Raw genomic sequence first — 17,493 nt, forward strand, 5'->3', positions numbered from 1 at the left:
AATTGCAAACCTATCAGTGTGTTTTGTGGCGCTGTTGGCTAATTTAAAATCCAATAATAGAACATCGTTCTGAAATCACACTTTTTTCATCGCACTTTTTACTGCTAAAACAGTGACAATGAAAACCACACAGACGGCGGAGATTACGTGATTGTTCACTACCATTACTATCAAAGCAAAGCTTACTGAGAACCTTTTTATTTTCTATCAAGACCTTATCGGTATGCGATTGACTGATTCAGGCTGGCAGTTTGAAGGCGAAAGTGCATCCCTCTCTTTTGTGCCGTCAGAGACCTCTTACCAACCAGCACCAACCGATGGCTTTTGGAAAATCGGCATCACTGTGGTGGACTTGGACGCCGCCTGCCAATGGCTGCGCTCGCAGGGTGCGAATGTCTCTTCCCCCCGCCAGTTTCAAGATATTGGCTACCTCGCCCATCTGTCTGATCCCAATGGGCTGATCATTGAGTTGCTACAAACCACTTTTGAAGGTAATAAGCCTGAAAACCTGACGCTCTCACACCCTGTAGCTGATGGTGCGACATTAGCGCACATTACGCTTCGCTGTCATAACAAAGATGCCATGCAGAAGTGGGCTGACGGCATTGGCCTTACGCTGAAATCTATCCAGCCGGTTACCCAATATGGCTTCACACTCTATTTCTACTCTTTCATTGATGAGGCTTTGCCAGAGCAGGATTTAAATTCAGTCGCTAACCGCGAATGGTTGTGGCAGCGTCCCTACACTGTGCTGGAGTTTCAGCTGGTTGATGACGCACAGCCTTTCGCTTTGCCTGAAGAGGGAGAAAGCGGCCTGTTTGCTTTTGAGGCAAGCGGGGAGGAAATCACGCCTAAAACACTTAAAAACGCAGGGCTTGGGAAATGAACTCCCCAGCTTTCGCCGGGGAGTGGTAGGCTAAATCAGCTTTTTGTTCATTGAATCAGCAATGTAATCTGCCTGACGGATCGCGAGGGCGACAATGGTCAGAGTCGGATTTTCAGCCGCACCCGTGGTGAATACACTGCCATCAGAAATAAACAGGTTATCGATATCGTGGGACTGCCCCCACCGGTTGACTGCACCATCCTGTGCCTTGGCACTCATCCTGTTGGTGCCAAGATTATGCGTCGACGGATATGGAATGACTTTGTGGGTTTTCACTGCGCCGACGGCATTATAAATGGCGGCACCTTGCTTGTAGGCATGGTTTCGCATGGCGATATCATTGGGGTGATCATCGTAGTGAACATTAGGAACCGGCAATCCGAATTGGTCTTTGACATCGGTGTTGAGCGTGATGCGATTGGTCGAACGTGGCATGTCTTCGCCGACAATCCACATGCCCGCCATAAGCTCGTAGCCTTCCATGTCTTTGGCAAACTCCTCGCCCCAGGCCCCCGGCCTTAAAAAAGCCGCCATAAAAGGAAGGCCCAGCGAAAGGGTTTCCATTTCATAGCCACCAACAAAGCCTCGGGATGGGTCGTGTTTGGACTCATCAGTCACAATCCCCGCCATCGTGGTTCCGCGGTACATGTTCACGGGATTTTCGAACTCAGCATACACAGAGCCTGTCACGTGGCGCATGTAGTTACGCCCCACTTCGCCTGAGCTGTTTGCAAGCCCATCCGGATACATGGCAGTGGCGGAGTTCAGCAGCACACGCGGGCTTTCAATTGAGTTACCGGCTAAGCAGACAATGCGCGCCTTCTGATATTGCTGATTACCATCGGCATCTACATAAAGTACACCATCTACTTTGCCTGATGCATCGTGGGTAATTTTCAGCACATGGCAGCTGGGCCTAAGCTCAAAGTGACCTGTCGCTTCCGCTTTCGGGATCTCAGTGTAAAGCGTCGACCATTTCGCACCCATTCGACAGCCCTGGAAGCAGAACCCAAGCTGCTGGCAGGCTGCCCGTCCATCTCGCGGTTCGGAGTTGATTGCCATGCGTCCGGTATGCACATTTTTGTAGCCAATTTTAGTGGCACCAGCTTGCAATACCTTGAAGTTGTTATTGCCGGGAAGACCGGGAATATCATGAGTGCGGGTCACGCCCATTTTGTCTTCCGCTTTGTCGTAGTAGGGCTCAAGCTCCGCCAGTGTGATTGGCCAGTTCAATAAGGTGGCATCTTTCACATCTCCATACACGTCTTGGGTGCGGAATTCGTGCTCCTGAAAGCGAAGGCTTGCGCCTGCCCAGTGAAGTGTTGAGCCGCCAACGGTTTTGCAAATCCAGGCGGGTAAGCCGGGAAAATCTCTTGCTACTTCCCAGGTGCCGGACGTGGTTCTGGGTTCCAGCCAGGCTTCTTTACCAAACATCTTCCATTCGTTGTTTTCAAAGTCCTTACGGTAATCAAGGCGCGAACCGGCTTCAAGACACACAACATCGACGCCTTTTTGTGCCAGCTCATTTCCCAAAGTTCCGCCACCGGCTCCGGAGCCAATCACTACCACCACATTCTCGTCAGTCAGGTCATACTGCTTAGCCATGATTACCCCTCCTTACCGGATGTTGGCAGCCATTGAATATCGTCAAAGCCACGGTTGATGTAACCACCTTTTTCAAATGAAGAGCCTTCAAAACCAAAGGCAGGCCAGACACCAGGGTTGTCATAAAGGGACACCACCATGTTGCCGCGGACTGCCTGAAAAAAAGGTTCACTCGCCACCTGCTGAAGCAGTTCAGCTTGCTTCGACGAGGCAAGGCCATTCCAATCACCTCCCGCGTCTTTCATGAGGTTTGCTACGCCATCAGTCAGAGCTTTTTTCAAAGCAGGATCATTGGCGGCCTGCGCATCAATACTTTCCACGCTAGCGGCATAGTAGACATCACCAAGACTCGGGTGGGGATAAATACTGCGGGCAATGTTCACTAGATTGTTTGCGGTTTTGTTATCCAGCACTTTGACTGTCAGTGCCCAGGATTTACCGGACAGGGAAATACCCACTGCCACATAGGCATAAGCGGCGGTGGCGGTCATCACTCCCATTTTTAGAATGGCTCGTCTGGAGTATTGGGGTTTCACGTTATTCATTGCTGTTCTCCTCGCTTTCAGTGTCCTTTTGCAAACAGTGCTGCGCTTTTTCTATTGGAAACGTCCGGACTGCTCAAGGAATTCGATTTTGTAGCCATCGGGATCGGTCAGGAAAAAGAACCTTGCCATAGGCGTACCTTGGTAGCTCATGGACTTAATTTCGGCAGGGTTTAGATTGGCATCCCTGATTTTGCAGTGCGTTGCTGCCAGATCGTCCACACAGACGGCAAGGTGCCCATAGCCCGTTCCGTGGGTATAGGGTTCGGTCTGGCTGTGGTTATGCGTTAATTCCAGCTCAAAGTCGTTACTGGCATTGCGCAGATAGATGAGGGAAAAGCCTTCAAAATCGAAGCGCTGTGCAACGTCGAGATCGAGGGCGGTTTTGTAAAAAGCTATTGAGCGATCCGGATCGTATACCCGGATCATCGAATGAATGAGTTTCGCCATAAGCTCCTCCATACGTTATTGGGTAAACCCACTATAACGATGGGAACAACTGCTTAGGTGGTATCATGCTACCGCATGTGAAAATATTGTTAACATCACGAAGGTCTGTTGACCTATACCACTTTTTTCTCCAGCGCGGCTTGTTGGCGAAGTTCAGCGTTGGCAAGGTCCAACACTCCGTGTGGCTCGCTCAGATAAAGAATACAGCTACAGCGAAGCAACGACGCAAAGTTGGTGACATCACTGTTGATATCCAAGGCTTCATCGTAAAGCGTGGAGAGGAACTTACCCGTGTTCATGCCCTGGGAGTGAGCGATATGATCGATGATTTGCCAGAACTTCTTTTCCAGCCTGACACTGGTGGAATGTCCCGCAAGGCGAACAGAGCGGGAATGCATCTCGTAATTGGTGGGATCCTGCCCAGCGAAAATGGTACACATGACTTCTTACCTTTGCGCTACTACTCCTATTGAGCATATCCATAGTCGCCATGTGGTCTTGCCTCATCCTTAAGACAGCGAAGCGATAGGAAACTTTACGTCTGTCTACAATCAGCAGGTCTCATCATTCTGTTCAAGGTATTCACATGCAGCCTCAACCCCTTCATGAGCAGCCATTCGGAGGTATTTTTTGCCCTTGCTTTTATCAACAGCGATGCCAAAACCCTCGTAAAGAGCCTTACCATAGTGATATCGGGCAAGTCGTGAGTAGCCCGCTTCGTCGTTGAGTTGTGCCCCCTGTTTCATCAGGGCTGTGGAGCGGACGGGATTGGGGGCGGAGTAAACGCCGTTTTCGTGGATTTGGGCTAGCAGTAGCATAGAATAAACGTCATTCCATCGAGCAATGCAGTCTTCGAGAATAGCGACTGCAAAATCATGGTCACCGGTTTTCTCCGCGAAGTAACCATAAAGACACTTCATGCGGTTATCACTGTCTAATTGTTCGGTGTAAGCAAATTCGCTCGACTGCGCAGATAGGGTAAGAGGTAGAGAAAAAACACCAATACCCAGAAAAACTCTCCATCCAGACATGAAACAACCTCTTCAACCAATCCTGACAGTCTTGGTTTCACACTAGCAGTCATTCGCTTTTCTTACCGAAAATAACCTGCCATTTTGTCAGATCTAGGTGAAAAAACGAGGAAAACTGGACAGTGATAAAGCCGTGTCGGTATTGAGCGGAATGATAGTTTTTCGCCTCACTGCAAACAAAGATGTAAGACAGCTGTCTTAAAAATGATTAGTTTCTAACGACAATTCAAAATTTTTGAAACACATCTCAGTTTTTACACTGATAAGTGATAACTTTCACATTAAATTTTTGACCAGCACTTTCTCCACGCGATGCCAGATTTTAAAGACATACTCGACATCCACCCCAATCCCTGCGTTATACACATAAACTTTGTTCCTAAGTATGCCAATAACGCATTCGCCAAGTTCAGTGGAATGGCAAGTGCAGAAGACGTGCTGAGTCTGCCTTCGATCCGTGTGCTCTTTGAAGAGGAACACTGGCCAGAAGCCCAGCGCCGTTACAATCATGCGATGGAAACCGGGATCCCAACGCCACCGGAAGTGATTAATCATACGGATTTGAAAGGGAATCCGATGATCGCAGAAATCTCTGACAAAGTGATTGACTGGTATGGTGAAAAAGCCATGTGTACGTTTGTGAGTGTTGTGACCGACCAAATCCGTCGTGAACGCACCTTGCGCGATATGGCAAACCGGGACGACCTCACCAATCTTTACAACCGTCGTTATTTGCTGGATTTGTTCAGTGAACGCCATGCTGCCCAACAGCGTCGTCAGTATCTCGCCATGGCAGATATCGATCACTTCAAACGTATCAACGACACCTTTGGCCATCCGGTTGGCGATATTGTATTGCGTCGTTTTGCTCAGGAAGTCGAAGATTTCACCGCACCGGATGAGTATGCGTTCCGTCTTGGTGGGGAGGAGTTTGCCCTGCTTATCTGGGCGGATAACCAAGCCGAAGCCACCTTGAGATTAGAGCAACTAAGGCAGGAAGTGGAAGACCGTGAAGTGCGGGTCAGTCACCCTAATTCACAGCCTCTTTCCATCAGTTGCACTATATCCATTGGCGCGACAGCGCTCGACGCAACAGAAGATTTTCTGTCAGCCAGTTTACGTGCAGATGAAGCGCTTTACACTGCAAAGAAAACCGGACGTAACCGAGTGATAAATTACGACGAGCCGTCCGATGATAAAAGCTAAACACTAACCGGATTTGAATATCTATGATGCTGTTGGCTGGAAAGGCAGCCCAGCATCACCCTGTTACGCCCCGCTTCTTTGGCTTGGTACATCAAGCGATCTGAGTGATGCAGCAGCGCCTCAAGCGACGTTTCCTTTCCATCTTTATCCACCAACAACGCCCCGACAGATACCGTCACGGTTAAACCGATACCGTCCTGAGAAGCCTGCGGCACAATAAAGCTACATATATAGTCAGCGATTACTTTTAGGTCGTGAAAGTCTTCTGCAGGTAGCAACAAGCAAATCTCTTCGCCCCCAATACGCGATATAGCCACAGCCTCACGCAGATAGTTGTTAAGCGCCTTACTCAAATTATTCAGCACTTCGTCACCTTTCAGGTGGCCGTATTTGTCGTTAATTTTCTTGAAATGGTCAACATCAAGCATCAACACACCCAATTGACCACGCTTGAGCATAATTTTTACACGCTTGCTCGCGAAAACCCTATCTAGGCCACGTCGATTCATCAGTCCGGTCAAGGAATCCGTAAACGCATATTCTTCAAGTTTGCTGTTTAGCGCCTTAAGGGCCCGGGTTTTGCGATTGACTGCCTGTTTAAGCAAGAGGATGTAGCTAGCTGCGCCAAGTAAAAGCGCTGATCCTATGAAAGGCCAAAGCCAGCCGGGGATTTTCGTGGTTCTGCTGGTGTTAAGCCACTTCTGTTTGATGCGGTCTATTTCATGAGGAGGGATATTCTTTATACCGCTTTCGATTTCACGCATCAGTAACTCATTGCCTGCTGGCACGGCGGCATACAGCATTTTCTTGTACATGCGCTCGATAGGCACGAATCCCAGCGAATTCTCCTGCTGAAGCAAGTAGTAAGTAGCGACCTGCGTGTCCACCAACATGCGTTTGACTTTGCCATTCCTCGCGGCCTGAATCAGCGCAGCATTGTTATCAAAACCCATAGTGGCAACCAATGGGTAGCGCATCTTCAGATATTCCTCTTCAAAGCCGCCGCTTACCACACCAATCACCATACCCGGCACCACTCCCTGTGTTTTCAGCTCTTCGCTATCGTTTACCACATAGAGGGTGGTGGTAATTTCAAAGAGGGGAAAAACGTAATCCAGATATTTATCGCGGGATTTTGAGTAGAGCAAACCGGCGTGTACTATTCGTCCGCCTTCTTGCATGGCAACTAAAGAGTCGTTCCAGTCTGAGAGAGTAAATTCAACAGGCGTATTGTTAATCTCTGAAAACAACTTCCAGTAGTCAACCAACAACCCTTTAGCGATGCCATTTTCCGAAAAAGCAAATGGCTTCCAGCTATGAGAATTCGTTACGATGATGGTGTCTTTATCCGTTTCAGCCAACGCAACCGACTGGGAGATCCCCAGTGCAAGTACTACAACGCCACACACGAACCGGCATAACCGAAGCAAATGCATCAAAGGCAGTTTTTCCTCCAGGTGAATCAGTGCCAACATTGTCGCAAAAATTAATCAACAGACCACGTGTTGTCTAACGATTGAATAGTCAGAGCGGGATATAGATCCATGAATTGATGAAAAATTTCGTAAAACGCTTACGTCACAACGAAATAATGTCATTTTTTTTCAAAAAAACTCAGGCATGATCCTCGCTAAGTGAGCTATCTTTTGACGCATTCAACCCAATATTTACTGATGTTCACTGCGCTTTATCTAATCGTTGCTGATTAGTGATCTAGCTAAGTTTATGTGGTAAATTTACGGCCCTGAAAAAGGCACTTGGCTGTATCATTAGGGTGGAACGTGGAAGGAAGGTTGGAATAACCCTTTTTCCATTGCCTATGATCAAATTTCCGCCATATAAAGCATGTATACTTGTGTCCGCTTTCATCGATGAGTTGTGTTGTCCAAGCGAATCTGCGTTTGGACAACACAATTATGTGGCATGAATCTGTATTAACGCTGTAAGAGCACCTGGCAATATTGCCGCTCATCACACAGTAGCTTGTTGTTTTATTACAAAACGCAAGAGCCTGAATAACGTGGCTACAGTGACATTTATCCCTTGGGTAGTAAAAGTTCGACCGGAGAGAACCCTACATGAAAAAGACCAAAATCGTTTGTACGATTGGACCAAAAACCGAATCAGTAGAGATGCTGACTAAGCTGGCAGATGCAGGCATGAATGTAATGCGCCTGAACTTCTCGCACGGCGACTTCGCAGAGCACGGCACGCGCATCTCTAACCTGCGCCAGGTAATGGAAAACAGCGGCAAGCAACTGGCTATCCTGCTGGATACCAAGGGTCCTGAAATCCGCACCATCAAGCTGGAAGGCGGCAACGATGTTTCTCTGGTTGCAGGCCAAACTTTCACTTTCACTACTGACGCTTCAGTAGTAGGTAACGCAGAGCGCGTTGCAGTAACCTACCCTGGTTTCGCAAAAGATCTGGCTGCAGGTAACACTATCCTGGTTGATGATGGCCTTATCGAAATGGAAGTTCTGGAAACCACAGAAACTGACGTTATCTGTAAAGTTCTGAACAACGGTGATCTGGGCGAAAACAAAGGCGTTAACCTGCCAGGCGTTTCTGTCAACCTACCTGCGCTGTCTGAAAAAGACAAAGGTGACCTGGTATTCGGTTGTGAGCAAGACGTTGACTTCATCGCTGCCTCTTTCATCCGTAAAGCGTCTGACGTTAAAGAAATTCGTGAGCTTCTTGCAGCAAACGGCGGCGAGAGCATCCAAATCATCTCTAAAATCGAAAATCAGGAAGGCGTTGATAACTTCGACGAGATCCTGGAGCTGTCTGACGGCATCATGGTTGCACGTGGCGACCTGGGTGTAGAAATCCCAGCTGAAGAAGTTATCTTTGCTCAGAAGATGATGATCGAGAAATGTAACCGCGCACGTAAAGTGGTTATCACTGCAACCCAAATGCTGGATTCAATGATCAAGAACCCACGTCCAACTCGCGCAGAAGCGGGCGACGTTGCAAACGCGATCATGGACGGTACTGACGCAGTGATGCTGTCTGGTGAAACTGCGAAGGGTAAATACCCAGTTGAAGCTGTGACCATCATGGCGCAAATTGCTAAGCGTACTGATGCGGTACTGAAAGCTGAACTGGGCTCACGTCTGGACAGCTCTCGCCTGCGTATCACTGAAGCAGTATGTAAAGGCGCAGTAGACACCGCTGAGAAGCTGGGTGCTCCTCTGATCGTTGTTGCTACTGAAGCGGGTAAGTCTGCGCGTTCTATCCGCAAGTACTTCCCAACTGCAAACATCATCGCTGTAACCATCAACGAGAAAACGGCTGCGCAACTTTGCCTGAGCAAAGGCGTGACTTCAGTGGTTGTTGACCAGTTCGAAAACACTGACGAGTTCTACCGTCGTGGTAAAGAAATCGCTCTGGAATCAGGTCTGGCTGCGAAAGGCGACATTGTTGTTATGGTTTCAGGCGCACTGGTTGCTTCTGGTACTACCAACACTGCATCTGTACACGTTCTGTAATCGAACCATACCGTGCATAAAAAAGGAGCCAATTGGCTCCTTTTTTGTTTTTAGCGCTCGGGCTAAAGTTCTGTTTCTTTGGGCTTTTACTTCTTCAATCTGGATGGAACCAGTTCATTGCGGTGAGTGTTCATCAGTACCGCCATCGGCACCAGATAAATCCAGCCGACCTTAATCGTCAGGACAGCCAGAGACAAGGTTGTCACTCTCACCAAATACTTATTGATGGTTTGCAACACAACAGCTTTCTCTTGGGTTTATTTTGTTTTTCTTGTACCCCGGGAGTATACATTTCGGGCAGAAAGTCACAAGCCGAGAGCATCTTCCAGCAGCCCATCAGACACAAAAAAACCGACGGCTCTTGTCGGTTTTTACTGGTATCGCTTGTCAGTTTTACTGACGCAGTGCGCGTTCACCACGTGCAATGCCTACAACACCACTACGTGCCACTTCAATGATGTCAGTGACATCTTTCATCGCTGCGATGAAGGCTTCAATCTTGTCGCTTGAGCCTGCAATCTGCACCGTGTAGAGCGAGTTAGTCACGTCTACAATCTGGCCACGGAAGATGTCAGCAGTACGTTTCACTTCTGCACGGGCAAAGCCGCTCGCTTTCACTTTCACCATCGCTAGTTCGCGCTCAATATGCTCTGACTCGGTCACATTGCTCACTTTCAACACGTCAATTAGCTTGTGCAGTTGTTTCTCAATCTGCTCACGCTCTGACGCTTTAACTACGGTGGTCGTGATGTTCAGACGGGAAAGCGTTGGATCGTCTGTCGGGGAAACCGTAAGAGATTCAATGTTATAGCCACGCTGTGAAAAAAGGCCGACTACACGAGACAATGCGCCCGGTTCGTTTTCCATCAAAATCGATACAATACTGCGCATTATGTTCTCTCCGTCTTGCTCAACCACATTTCATTCATTGCACCACCACGAACCTGCATAGGATAAACGTGCTCTGTTTCATCCACGCTGATGTCGAAGAAAACCAGTTTGTCTTTCATCGCCAAGCCGCGTGCCAGTTCGCTTTCCAGTTGAGCCGGATCACTGATGCGAATACCTACGTGACCGTAAGCTTCTGCAATCGCAGCAAAATCAGGCACCGAATCCATGTAAGAATGAGAGTGACGGCCTTGATAAATCATGTCCTGCCACTGCTTCACCATACCGAGGAAGCGGTTGTTGAGGTTGATAATTTTGACGGGGATATCGTATTGCAATGCCGTCGACAGTTCCTGAATATTCATCTGGATACTGCCGTCACCGGTCACACACAGCACTTCTGCATCTGGGATCGCGAACTTCACGCCCATTGCAGCAGGCAGGCCGAAGCCCATGGTGCCGAGACCACCAGAGTTAATCCAGCGACGGGGCTTATCAAACGGATAATAAAGCGCAGCAAACATTTGGTGCTGGCCAACATCCGATGCTACGTATGCGTCGCCATTGGTGAGCTTGTAAACCGCTTCAATCGCTTGTTGCGGCTTGATGCGCTCGTTGTTCGTTTCGTAAGCCAGACACTGACGCTCACGCCATACATTGACGTTGTTCCACCAAGCGTCGAGCGCTGTTTCATCATTCGTGCCCCCCTGTTCGGTCAGGATCTTCAACATGGTGTTCAGTACCACATCCGCCGAGCCTACGATTGGGATATCAGCCGAAACAGTTTTTGAAATGCTCGAAGGATCGATGTCGATGTGCATGACCTTGGCATTTGGACAGTATTTTTCAAGATTATTGGTTGTACGGTCATCAAAGCGGACACCGATACCGAAGATCAGGTCAGCATTGTGCATCGCCATATTGGCTTCGTACGTGCCGTGCATGCCTAGCATACCCAGCGATTTGTCACCCGTACCCGGATAAGCACCAAGGCCCATCAGCGTACTGATAACAGGAATATTCAGTGTGTCTGCCAGCGTTTTAATCTGCTCGCCACATTCAGAAATGACAGCGCCGCCACCCACATACAGAACCGGTTTTTTCGCTTCAAGCAGTGCTTTTAGACCACGCTTGATTTGTCCTTTGTGACCCGAGGTTGTCGGGTTGTAAGAACGCATGGACATGCTTTCCGGATACTCGTAAGGATATTTATTTGCTGGGTTCAGCATATCTTTTGGCAGATCAACAACCACAGGACCTGGACGGCCGGTTGACGCCAAATAGAAGGCTTTTTTGATGACTTTTGGAATGTCTTCAGTGTTTTTCACAAGAAAACTGTGTTTTACGATAGGACGGGAAACACCCACCATGTCACATTCCTGGAAGGCATCGTTACCAATCAGGTTGCTCATTACCTGACCGGACAAAACAACCATTGGGACTGAATCGTAATACGCGGTTGCGATACCGGTGATGGCGTTGGTTGCGCCTGGGCCTGAAGTGACCAGTACCACGCCGACTTCGCCAGTTGCGCGGGCATAGCCATCGGCCATGTGAACAGCTGCTTGCTCGTGGCGAACGAGAACGTGCTCGATATCGCTTTTCTCATGCAGTGCATCATAGATATCCAAAACCGATCCGCCCGGATACCCAAATATATGTTTTACGCCTTGGTCGATCATCGAACGAACGACCATGTCGGCTCCTGACAACATTTCCACTATATGCCTCCATGTATGCATAGTTTAGGACTTATTTGTAGCCTAGAGATGGATGTCGGCGTGACTACCTGTTTGCCGCCAATCCATGCCAGCTATGCTTTTGACTCCGGTCGTAACAAGAATCAAAAAAGCTTCCACTCAAGGGCTATTTTGATGGCTGCTGCAACCAGCAACTCACCACCTCTTGAGCACCACAACTTTAACGCTTTGTTAGCAAATATGTCTATCGCTTAACCCAGATTCCCAGTAATACTCTGATTGGATGAACTTTCGTCACTAAAGACTCTAATATAAATACCTGAATTAGCATTCATTGCTGAAAAGTTCCTTTTTGGCGATATTTAGTGTTCGCTCACCAAGAAAAATGAGGCATGAAAAAAGTATGTTTTTGGCTGTTACCGACAGAATGCAATTGAAGTAGCACATTAAAGACACTTTAACACCAGTTCCAAAGCAGGAATACGCGAAAGGATGCGATAAAAAAGCCCGACTCTTAGGCCGGGCTTTTCAGTGAAAACAAATCAGCGGTGCTTCTTGTACATGGCTTCGATTTGCTTCTTGTAGCGCTCGAGGATCACCTTACGGCGCAGCTTCAGGGTAGGCGTCAATTCACCTTGTGCCATGGAGAACTCTGAAGGTAACAGCGTAAACTTCTTCACTTGCTCAAACTTCGCCAGCTCTTTTTGTAGCTCTTCAACGCGTTTTTCGAACATTGCTACCACTTCACTGTGTTTAATCAACTCCATGCGATCGTGGTATTTGATGTTGAACTCTTTCGCCCAGGTTTCCAGCGTTTCAAAACAAGGTACAATCAAGGCAGATACAAAATGACGTGCGTCTGCGACCACCGCGATTTGCTCGATGAAGTGGTCCTTGCCCAGCTTACCTTCAATCATCTGAGGCGCAATGTATTTACCGCCGGAGGTTTTCATCAACTCTTTGATGCGGTCAGTAATAAAAAGGTTACCCTGCGCATCAATATGGCCAGCATCGCCAGTTTTCAGGAAGCCATCAGCTGTGAAGGTTTCTGCTGTTTCTTTTGGCTTGTTGTAGTAGCCGCGCATGACCATAGGGCCACGCACCAAAATCTCGTTGTTGTTGCCAATTTTCACTTCAGCATTTGGCATTGCCATGCCAATGGAGTCCGGGTCAAAACTCGCACTGTCCCAGCAAGAAACCGTCGCCGTGGTTTCGGTCATGCCATAGCCCAGTTTCACGTTCACACCAATCGCGTGGAAGAAACGGCCAATAGCTGGCTCAAGCTTCGCGCCTCCGCACGGCATCATAGTAATATTGCCACCCAGAAGCTGGCGTAGTTTGCTCAATACCAACTTATCAGCAGTTCGGTGAGCGCTTTTCAGCCACGGCGCTGGTTTCTTGCCTTTACGGGTAATTTCCGCCATCAGGTTGCCGATATATACCGCGGCGCGGAACATACCTTTTTTCACCGGACTGGCAGTCGCCACTTTCTCGTGTACGGCGCTGTATATCTTCTCGTAGAATCGCGGAACCGCACACATTACGGTAGGTTTTACCTCCTGAAGCGCTTCACGGATGGCCTCGGTGCTAGACAGGTAGCAGTTGGTCGCACCGTGGTGCAGGACATAAAAGCTCCAGCAACGCTCAAACACGTGAGACAGCGGCAGAAATGCCAGAGATACTTCGTTCTCACTGATCCCCAACACCTTATCGTGGCTTTCAATCTGGGCTGCTACATTGGCGTAATCCAGCATCACCCCCTTTGGCTCGCCTGTGGTCCCAGAGGTGTAAATCAATGTCATCAGATCGCTCATTGAAGCGTCTGAAATACGCACCAGCATTTCCTGCTCTACGTTGTCATTGGCAGTTTGTAGGAAAGCTTCCCAGCTTTGGCCCATTTCATGGCTGGCAAAATCAACGTTGTCATCAAAGCTGACAATCTTTTCCAGCGCTGGGCAGCTAGACGCAATCGACATCGCCGCATCAGCCTGCGATTGGTCGCCAACGAACAGAATACGTGCACCTGCATCACGCAGGATATAGGCAGCCTGTTCAGCTGTATTAGTTGGATAAATTGGCACTGGCACACAGCGCACCTGTAGAGCAGCGACATCCGCTATGCTCCACTCCGCACAGTTGTTGGCAAAAATACCAACTTTGTCCTGCACAGCGAGGCCAGATACCAGCATCGCTTTAGAAGCTGTATCAATGCGCTCACCGAACTGATGCCAGCTTATTTCGCCCCAGCTATTTCCTTGCTGGAAACGCAGCGCGATCTTGTCGCCTTGAGCTTTTACCTGCTCGCGGATTCGGTTAACGATATGAAGTTCCAGCGCCATTTAATTCTCTCTCAGCACGAGGTTGCGTCCCCTATGAATGCGTGGGGGGAACGACGATAAAAACTTAGCTAACACTTGTAAGCTAAAAATCCGAAGGCAGTGTAATAGCTCCCCCGTCAAATACAAGAAAAAGCGCATGCAGAAAGGATAAAATATAGACAATGCATTTGAAGACTACTGTTCATTTCAGAGTACACTTGTTTTCTCAACTTTCAGAAAAGTTGTAACAGGCTGTAATCAATAGGGTCTGCCGCCCCTGAAAGCGTGATTCCACGGGAAGTAACATGCACAAAAAAACCGGCATAAGCCGGTTTTTCGTCAATATTCTGGGTGTTTTTACGCGGTTTATACCAACGAATTGCCGCAGATAGACAGCAGTTGATCTCGCATCCAAAGATGCCCTTTGTCTTTCTCTGCAGACGCATGCCAGCTCAGGTAACCGCTAATACGGTTGTTATCCAGCGGCAGTGGCAGCATTTTCAGGTTATCGCGATTGTTGCCTGCTTCGATCATCCAGCGAGGTGCCACAGCCACCAACTGTGATTGGCTAACCACGTATAGGATGTTGCTCAAGCTAACGCCCTGGTACGCTTCGCGGTAACGGCCATCACGGTAAAGTGCTTCTGCGTAACCCTGCATTTCACCATTGCGTTTAAGTACTGCATGCGCTTCAGATGCCAGCTCTTTCGCGGTAATGCTTTCAGTAAGACGTGGGTGATTCTTACTCGCCACCACGACAAGCTCATCATTGAACATTTCTGTGCTGCTGAAGCCCAACTCGTTGAAATGAAGGTAATCAATCACAAAGTCCACTTCCTGATAACGCAGCTTACGCGCGATATCACGATCAAATTCCGTCTCTACCTGAACCTTCACGCTTGGTGCAACGGAAGAAATCGTGTTCAGGATTTGCGGAACAAAACGCATGTCTGATGGGCTGCAAATTGCCAGACGGAATGTACGGTTGCTGGTTTCAGGAATAAAGACTGAGGTCGGCAACTCATTCTTGATTAACTGGATCGCCTGGCGAATCGGGCCAAATAACTGACGGGCACGTTGTGTAGGTTTAATGCCGCGGCCATTTCGAACAAACAGCTCATCGTTAAACATCACTTTAAGACGCGACACTGCATTACTCACCGCTGGTTGTGACATGCCTAGACTTTGTGCGGCGCGTGTAATGTTTTGTTCTTGCATCACTGCATCAAAAACAGTGATGAGATTGAGATCAACACTTCTTAACGTCGTATCCGTACGGTTTTCAATATTGTTAACCGACTCTTTCTGCGTCATAGCGAAACCCTAAAGGAAGGAGTAAATGTATAGCGTACGCCACCCAAAACACCGAACGACCCTGAAAATGAGTATTTAAATTGAAAAGGGTCGAAAGGCATCAGTTAGGCAACTTAGCTTGCTCATGCCCCAGCATAATGAGTGAAACTGAACACACGCTAACCAAGGCACCAACTTAGTAACATGATCGGATAAATACACCCCAGTAAATTGTTATAAAATCATGTGCGACGGAAATGGTAAAAACCTAAAAATAAAATAAAAAAGAGGCTGATAAACAGCCTCTTAGCTCTAAAAAACACAACCAACGACCTTGTTAGTTACACATTCACTTCATCAATGCTGACGCAAACTTTTATTTGCCTGTGACGGCAGCCTCATGCTGAGCATGGCTCTCTTCCGAGTCTTTTGAGGCCAGAAATCTGACAAAAGATCGGTGACATGCTCTGGAAATGATACCTGCGACCAAAGGGATTCTCGAAGCAAAGGCAGGGTGCTTAAATCTCCTTCCCCCAACCATGCTGCCAGTTCTGAAGCAACGTTTGGGTATTTGACGCGACTGCTTTCTGTCTGCTTCAACCATTCACGAATCGTATCCAAATCCAGTGATTCCATCGAAGTTGCCAACCCCAGTGTATCCAGCGTCGAAACATTACTTTGCTGCTCAAACTGACCACTGAGCGGTTTAAGTAGCAACTTCTTGCCCAGCGATAACGCCTCTGAAGGCAGTTCAAACCCACCATTGGCAATGACACCGTCACAGCTTGCCAATACCTTGTGGAAAGCTGCCTTACTCAATGGACGGACATCCACATTATCCTCCACTCTCGCTTCCTGACAGGATGGATGAAAACAGATAAACCGCTGCGGAAAATGTTGTAGCACCCGAACAACCTCTTCCAGATTTTCAAACGGAAGATACGTCAAAATAGTGCCATTTTTAGTGGGTTCCACCGTTTGAAGATCAATGATCGGCGGCAAGACAGGCTGATTGAAGTGGTACCAGTGCAAGCCGATTTTCGTCTCTGTCGGCGCAAAGTAATGCATGATGAGCTTATCCAGCAGGGATTGCCCCTGCTTCGGTACGTCGAAGGCAAACGCAGACTGGTGACTGACGGACACCGTCGGCACACCTTGTCGTTTCGCAGCATGTGCCGAAACCGGCTCAAAGTCAGAAACCACCAGATCATAGCCCGACACATCCAGCTCCCGCACTTCGCGGACGAACGACACTAGACTGTTGTTCAACGTGGTTTTCAGCATGCTGACTTTCCCCGCCTCGCTGACAAAGGTGAGCCCGCGACGCACTTCATACTCCCCGAACACGTCCATATCAAAATACTCCGATGCAGGACGACCAGAGAACAGGAACTTCACCTCAACATGTTGCAGATTGGAAAAAGCGTCTGCCATCGCACGTGCACGGGAAATATGCCCATTCCCTGTGCCTTGCACGCCATAAAGTATTTTCATGTAGGTTCTCGTTGTTGTTTCCCACTCATCAGGCCATCAAAGCTAATGACGCGCAGGCCAATCCAAGCAAGGCACCGACGATAACATCGGTAATGAAATGAACACCAAGCAACACACGGGAAGCGCCAATCGCAGCGGCCCATCCCCAGTAGACATGGCTGAATTCGGGATAGAAGTGACTCAGTAATGCCGCCATCACAAATGCCGCTGCCGTGTGTCCGGAAGGCATGCTGTAGAGATCTGACGGTGTAATAAATGAAGGAAGATGTTGTGGTCTTGCTCGGCGGAAACGTCTTTTCAGCCACATAAAAAGAGGGACTTCAATGGCAAACGCCATCAGACCGACGATCAGGAAATGCAGACCCTGCATACCGCCGAAAAGCGCAAGCAAAACGCCTATTGCCGCATAAAGGTGACCGTCTCCACTTTTAGAAACCCAACGGAAAATCCGTGCGATATCCGCACTGAAACGGTGATTAAGGCAAAGGGTGGACACGGCATTATCCACCCTTTGGATAGCGACGAGACTCCGCATTCATCTGCTCCAATTCTTCACGTTACCGGTTCAGATTAGGAGTCAGGAATGACA

The 17,493-nt window shown here is 48.5% G+C and carries 16 protein-coding genes; 3 read left to right on the forward strand and 13 right to left on the reverse strand.

All coding sequences use genetic code 11. The features are described 5' to 3' along the window. Positions 1-151 precede the first annotated feature (151 nt). Positions 152-886, forward strand: coding sequence for a VOC family protein (locus tag GMA8713_RS13100; protein ID WP_062710453.1), 735 nt, complete (start codon positions 152-154; stop codon positions 884-886). A gap of 30 nt (positions 887-916) precedes the next feature. On the opposite strand, the gene GMA8713_RS13105 is transcribed toward GMA8713_RS13100, so the two are convergent. The 5 genes from GMA8713_RS13105 to GMA8713_RS13125 form a co-directional block, all read right to left on the reverse strand. Then, a complete protein-coding gene (locus GMA8713_RS13105) occupies positions 917-2,491 on the reverse strand; it encodes a GMC family oxidoreductase (protein ID WP_062710455.1) in 1,575 nt (524 codons plus the stop codon). A 2-nt stretch (positions 2,492-2,493) separates the two neighbouring features. Next, on the reverse strand, positions 2,494-3,036 hold the full coding sequence (locus GMA8713_RS13110; RefSeq protein WP_062710458.1) for a hypothetical protein: 543 nt from the start codon (positions 3,034-3,036) through the stop codon (positions 2,494-2,496). 51 nt (positions 3,037-3,087) lie between these two features. Beyond that, positions 3,088-3,483, reverse strand: a complete 396-nt coding sequence (locus GMA8713_RS13115) for a VOC family protein (protein ID WP_062710461.1) — start codon at positions 3,481-3,483, stop codon at positions 3,088-3,090. 113 nt (positions 3,484-3,596) lie between these two features. Then, entirely contained in the window at positions 3,597-3,923 is a 327-nt protein-coding gene (locus tag GMA8713_RS13120) for a ribbon-helix-helix domain-containing protein (RefSeq protein ID WP_062710464.1), read from the reverse strand. Positions 3,924-4,034: 111 nt separating this feature from the next. Beyond that, positions 4,035-4,514: an SEL1-like repeat protein gene (locus GMA8713_RS13125; RefSeq protein ID WP_062710468.1), complete on the reverse strand. Its 480-nt coding sequence runs from the start codon at positions 4,512-4,514 to the stop codon at positions 4,035-4,037. Positions 4,515-4,826: 312 nt separating this feature from the next. On the opposite strand from GMA8713_RS13125, the gene GMA8713_RS13130 reads away from it, so the two are divergent. After that, the gene (locus tag GMA8713_RS13130) at positions 4,827-5,720 is read left to right on the forward strand and encodes a GGDEF domain-containing protein (RefSeq protein ID WP_062710471.1); all 894 of its coding nucleotides are present in this window, start codon (positions 4,827-4,829) and stop codon (positions 5,718-5,720) included. Here the strand turns inward: GMA8713_RS13130 and GMA8713_RS13135 are convergent. Continuing rightward, positions 5,717-7,156 (reverse strand): transporter substrate-binding domain-containing diguanylate cyclase, encoded by a 1,440-nt coding sequence (locus GMA8713_RS13135; RefSeq protein ID WP_062710581.1) that lies wholly within the window; start codon positions 7,154-7,156, stop codon positions 5,717-5,719. The genes GMA8713_RS13130 and GMA8713_RS13135 overlap by 4 nt on opposite strands. 642 nt (positions 7,157-7,798) lie before the next feature. Here GMA8713_RS13135 and pykF point away from each other — a divergent pair. After that, positions 7,799-9,211: a pyruvate kinase PykF gene (pykF, locus tag GMA8713_RS13140; RefSeq protein WP_062710474.1), complete on the forward strand. Its 1,413-nt coding sequence runs from the start codon at positions 7,799-7,801 to the stop codon at positions 9,209-9,211. An 86-nt stretch (positions 9,212-9,297) separates the two neighbouring features. Here the strand turns inward: pykF and GMA8713_RS27715 are convergent, their stop codons facing one another. The 7 genes from GMA8713_RS27715 to GMA8713_RS13175 all read right to left on the reverse strand — a co-directional run bounded on the left by GMA8713_RS27715 (position 9,298) and on the right by GMA8713_RS13175 (position 17,439). Further along, the gene (locus GMA8713_RS27715; protein ID WP_198159506.1) at positions 9,298-9,450 is read right to left on the reverse strand and encodes a hypothetical protein; all 153 of its coding nucleotides are present in this window, start codon (positions 9,448-9,450) and stop codon (positions 9,298-9,300) included. A gap of 154 nt (positions 9,451-9,604) precedes the next feature. Beyond that, positions 9,605-10,102 carry an acetolactate synthase small subunit gene (gene ilvN / locus GMA8713_RS13145; RefSeq protein WP_002537707.1) on the reverse strand — a complete coding sequence of 166 codons (498 nt, stop codon included), beginning with the start codon at positions 10,100-10,102 and terminating at the stop codon, positions 9,605-9,607. Further along, positions 10,102-11,820 (reverse strand): acetolactate synthase 3 large subunit, encoded by a 1,719-nt coding sequence (locus tag GMA8713_RS13150; RefSeq protein ID WP_062710477.1) that lies wholly within the window; start codon positions 11,818-11,820, stop codon positions 10,102-10,104. Before GMA8713_RS13150 ends, ilvN begins: the two co-directional genes overlap by 1 nt. Positions 11,821-12,341: 521 nt before the next feature. Further along, positions 12,342-14,138: an AMP-dependent synthetase/ligase gene (locus tag GMA8713_RS13160; RefSeq protein WP_062710481.1), complete on the reverse strand. Its 1,797-nt coding sequence runs from the start codon at positions 14,136-14,138 to the stop codon at positions 12,342-12,344. 345 nt (positions 14,139-14,483) lie between these two features. Next, on the reverse strand, positions 14,484-15,431 hold the full coding sequence (gene leuO, locus GMA8713_RS13165; protein ID WP_062710485.1) for a transcriptional regulator LeuO: 948 nt from the start codon (positions 15,429-15,431) through the stop codon (positions 14,484-14,486). 336 nt (positions 15,432-15,767) lie between these two features. After that, positions 15,768-16,904: an MJ1255/VC2487 family glycosyltransferase gene (locus GMA8713_RS13170; RefSeq protein WP_062710488.1), complete on the reverse strand. Its 1,137-nt coding sequence runs from the start codon at positions 16,902-16,904 to the stop codon at positions 15,768-15,770. A gap of 28 nt (positions 16,905-16,932) precedes the next feature. Continuing rightward, positions 16,933-17,439, reverse strand: a complete 507-nt coding sequence (locus tag GMA8713_RS13175) for a phosphatase PAP2 family protein (protein ID WP_062710491.1) — start codon at positions 17,437-17,439, stop codon at positions 16,933-16,935. Between the last annotated feature and the right edge of the window lie 54 nt (positions 17,440-17,493).

The organism is Grimontia marina (assembly GCF_900060185.1).
Lineage (GTDB): Bacteria > Pseudomonadota > Gammaproteobacteria > Enterobacterales > Vibrionaceae > Enterovibrio > Enterovibrio marinus.

Bases quoted from the DNA above. Each gene is read 5' to 3' on its own strand.
- GMA8713_RS13135 (WP_062710581.1), bottom strand. From the start codon at position 7,156: ATGCATTTGCTTCGGTTATGCCGGTTCGTGTGTGGCGTTGTAGTACTT.
- GMA8713_RS13175 (WP_062710491.1), bottom strand. From the start codon at position 17,439: ATGCGGAGTCTCGTCGCTATCCAAAGGGTGGATAATGCCGTGTCCACC.
- GMA8713_RS13105 (WP_062710455.1), bottom strand. From the start codon at position 2,491: ATGGCTAAGCAGTATGACCTGACTGACGAGAATGTGGTGGTAGTGATT.
- GMA8713_RS13125 (WP_062710468.1), bottom strand. From the start codon at position 4,514: ATGTCTGGATGGAGAGTTTTTCTGGGTATTGGTGTTTTTTCTCTACCT.
- GMA8713_RS13120 (WP_062710464.1), bottom strand. From the start codon at position 3,923: ATGTGTACCATTTTCGCTGGGCAGGATCCCACCAATTACGAGATGCAT.
- GMA8713_RS13115 (WP_062710461.1), bottom strand. From the start codon at position 3,483: ATGGCGAAACTCATTCATTCGATGATCCGGGTATACGATCCGGATCGC.
- ilvN (WP_002537707.1), bottom strand. From the start codon at position 10,102: ATGCGCAGTATTGTATCGATTTTGATGGAAAACGAACCGGGCGCATTG.
- GMA8713_RS13130 (WP_062710471.1), top strand. From the start codon at position 4,827: ATGCCAGATTTTAAAGACATACTCGACATCCACCCCAATCCCTGCGTT.
- pykF (WP_062710474.1), top strand. From the start codon at position 7,799: ATGAAAAAGACCAAAATCGTTTGTACGATTGGACCAAAAACCGAATCA.
- leuO (WP_062710485.1), bottom strand. From the start codon at position 15,431: ATGACGCAGAAAGAGTCGGTTAACAATATTGAAAACCGTACGGATACG.
- GMA8713_RS13110 (WP_062710458.1), bottom strand. From the start codon at position 3,036: ATGAATAACGTGAAACCCCAATACTCCAGACGAGCCATTCTAAAAATG.
- GMA8713_RS13160 (WP_062710481.1), bottom strand. From the start codon at position 14,138: ATGGCGCTGGAACTTCATATCGTTAACCGAATCCGCGAGCAGGTAAAA.
- GMA8713_RS13170 (WP_062710488.1), bottom strand. From the start codon at position 16,904: ATGAAAATACTTTATGGCGTGCAAGGCACAGGGAATGGGCATATTTCC.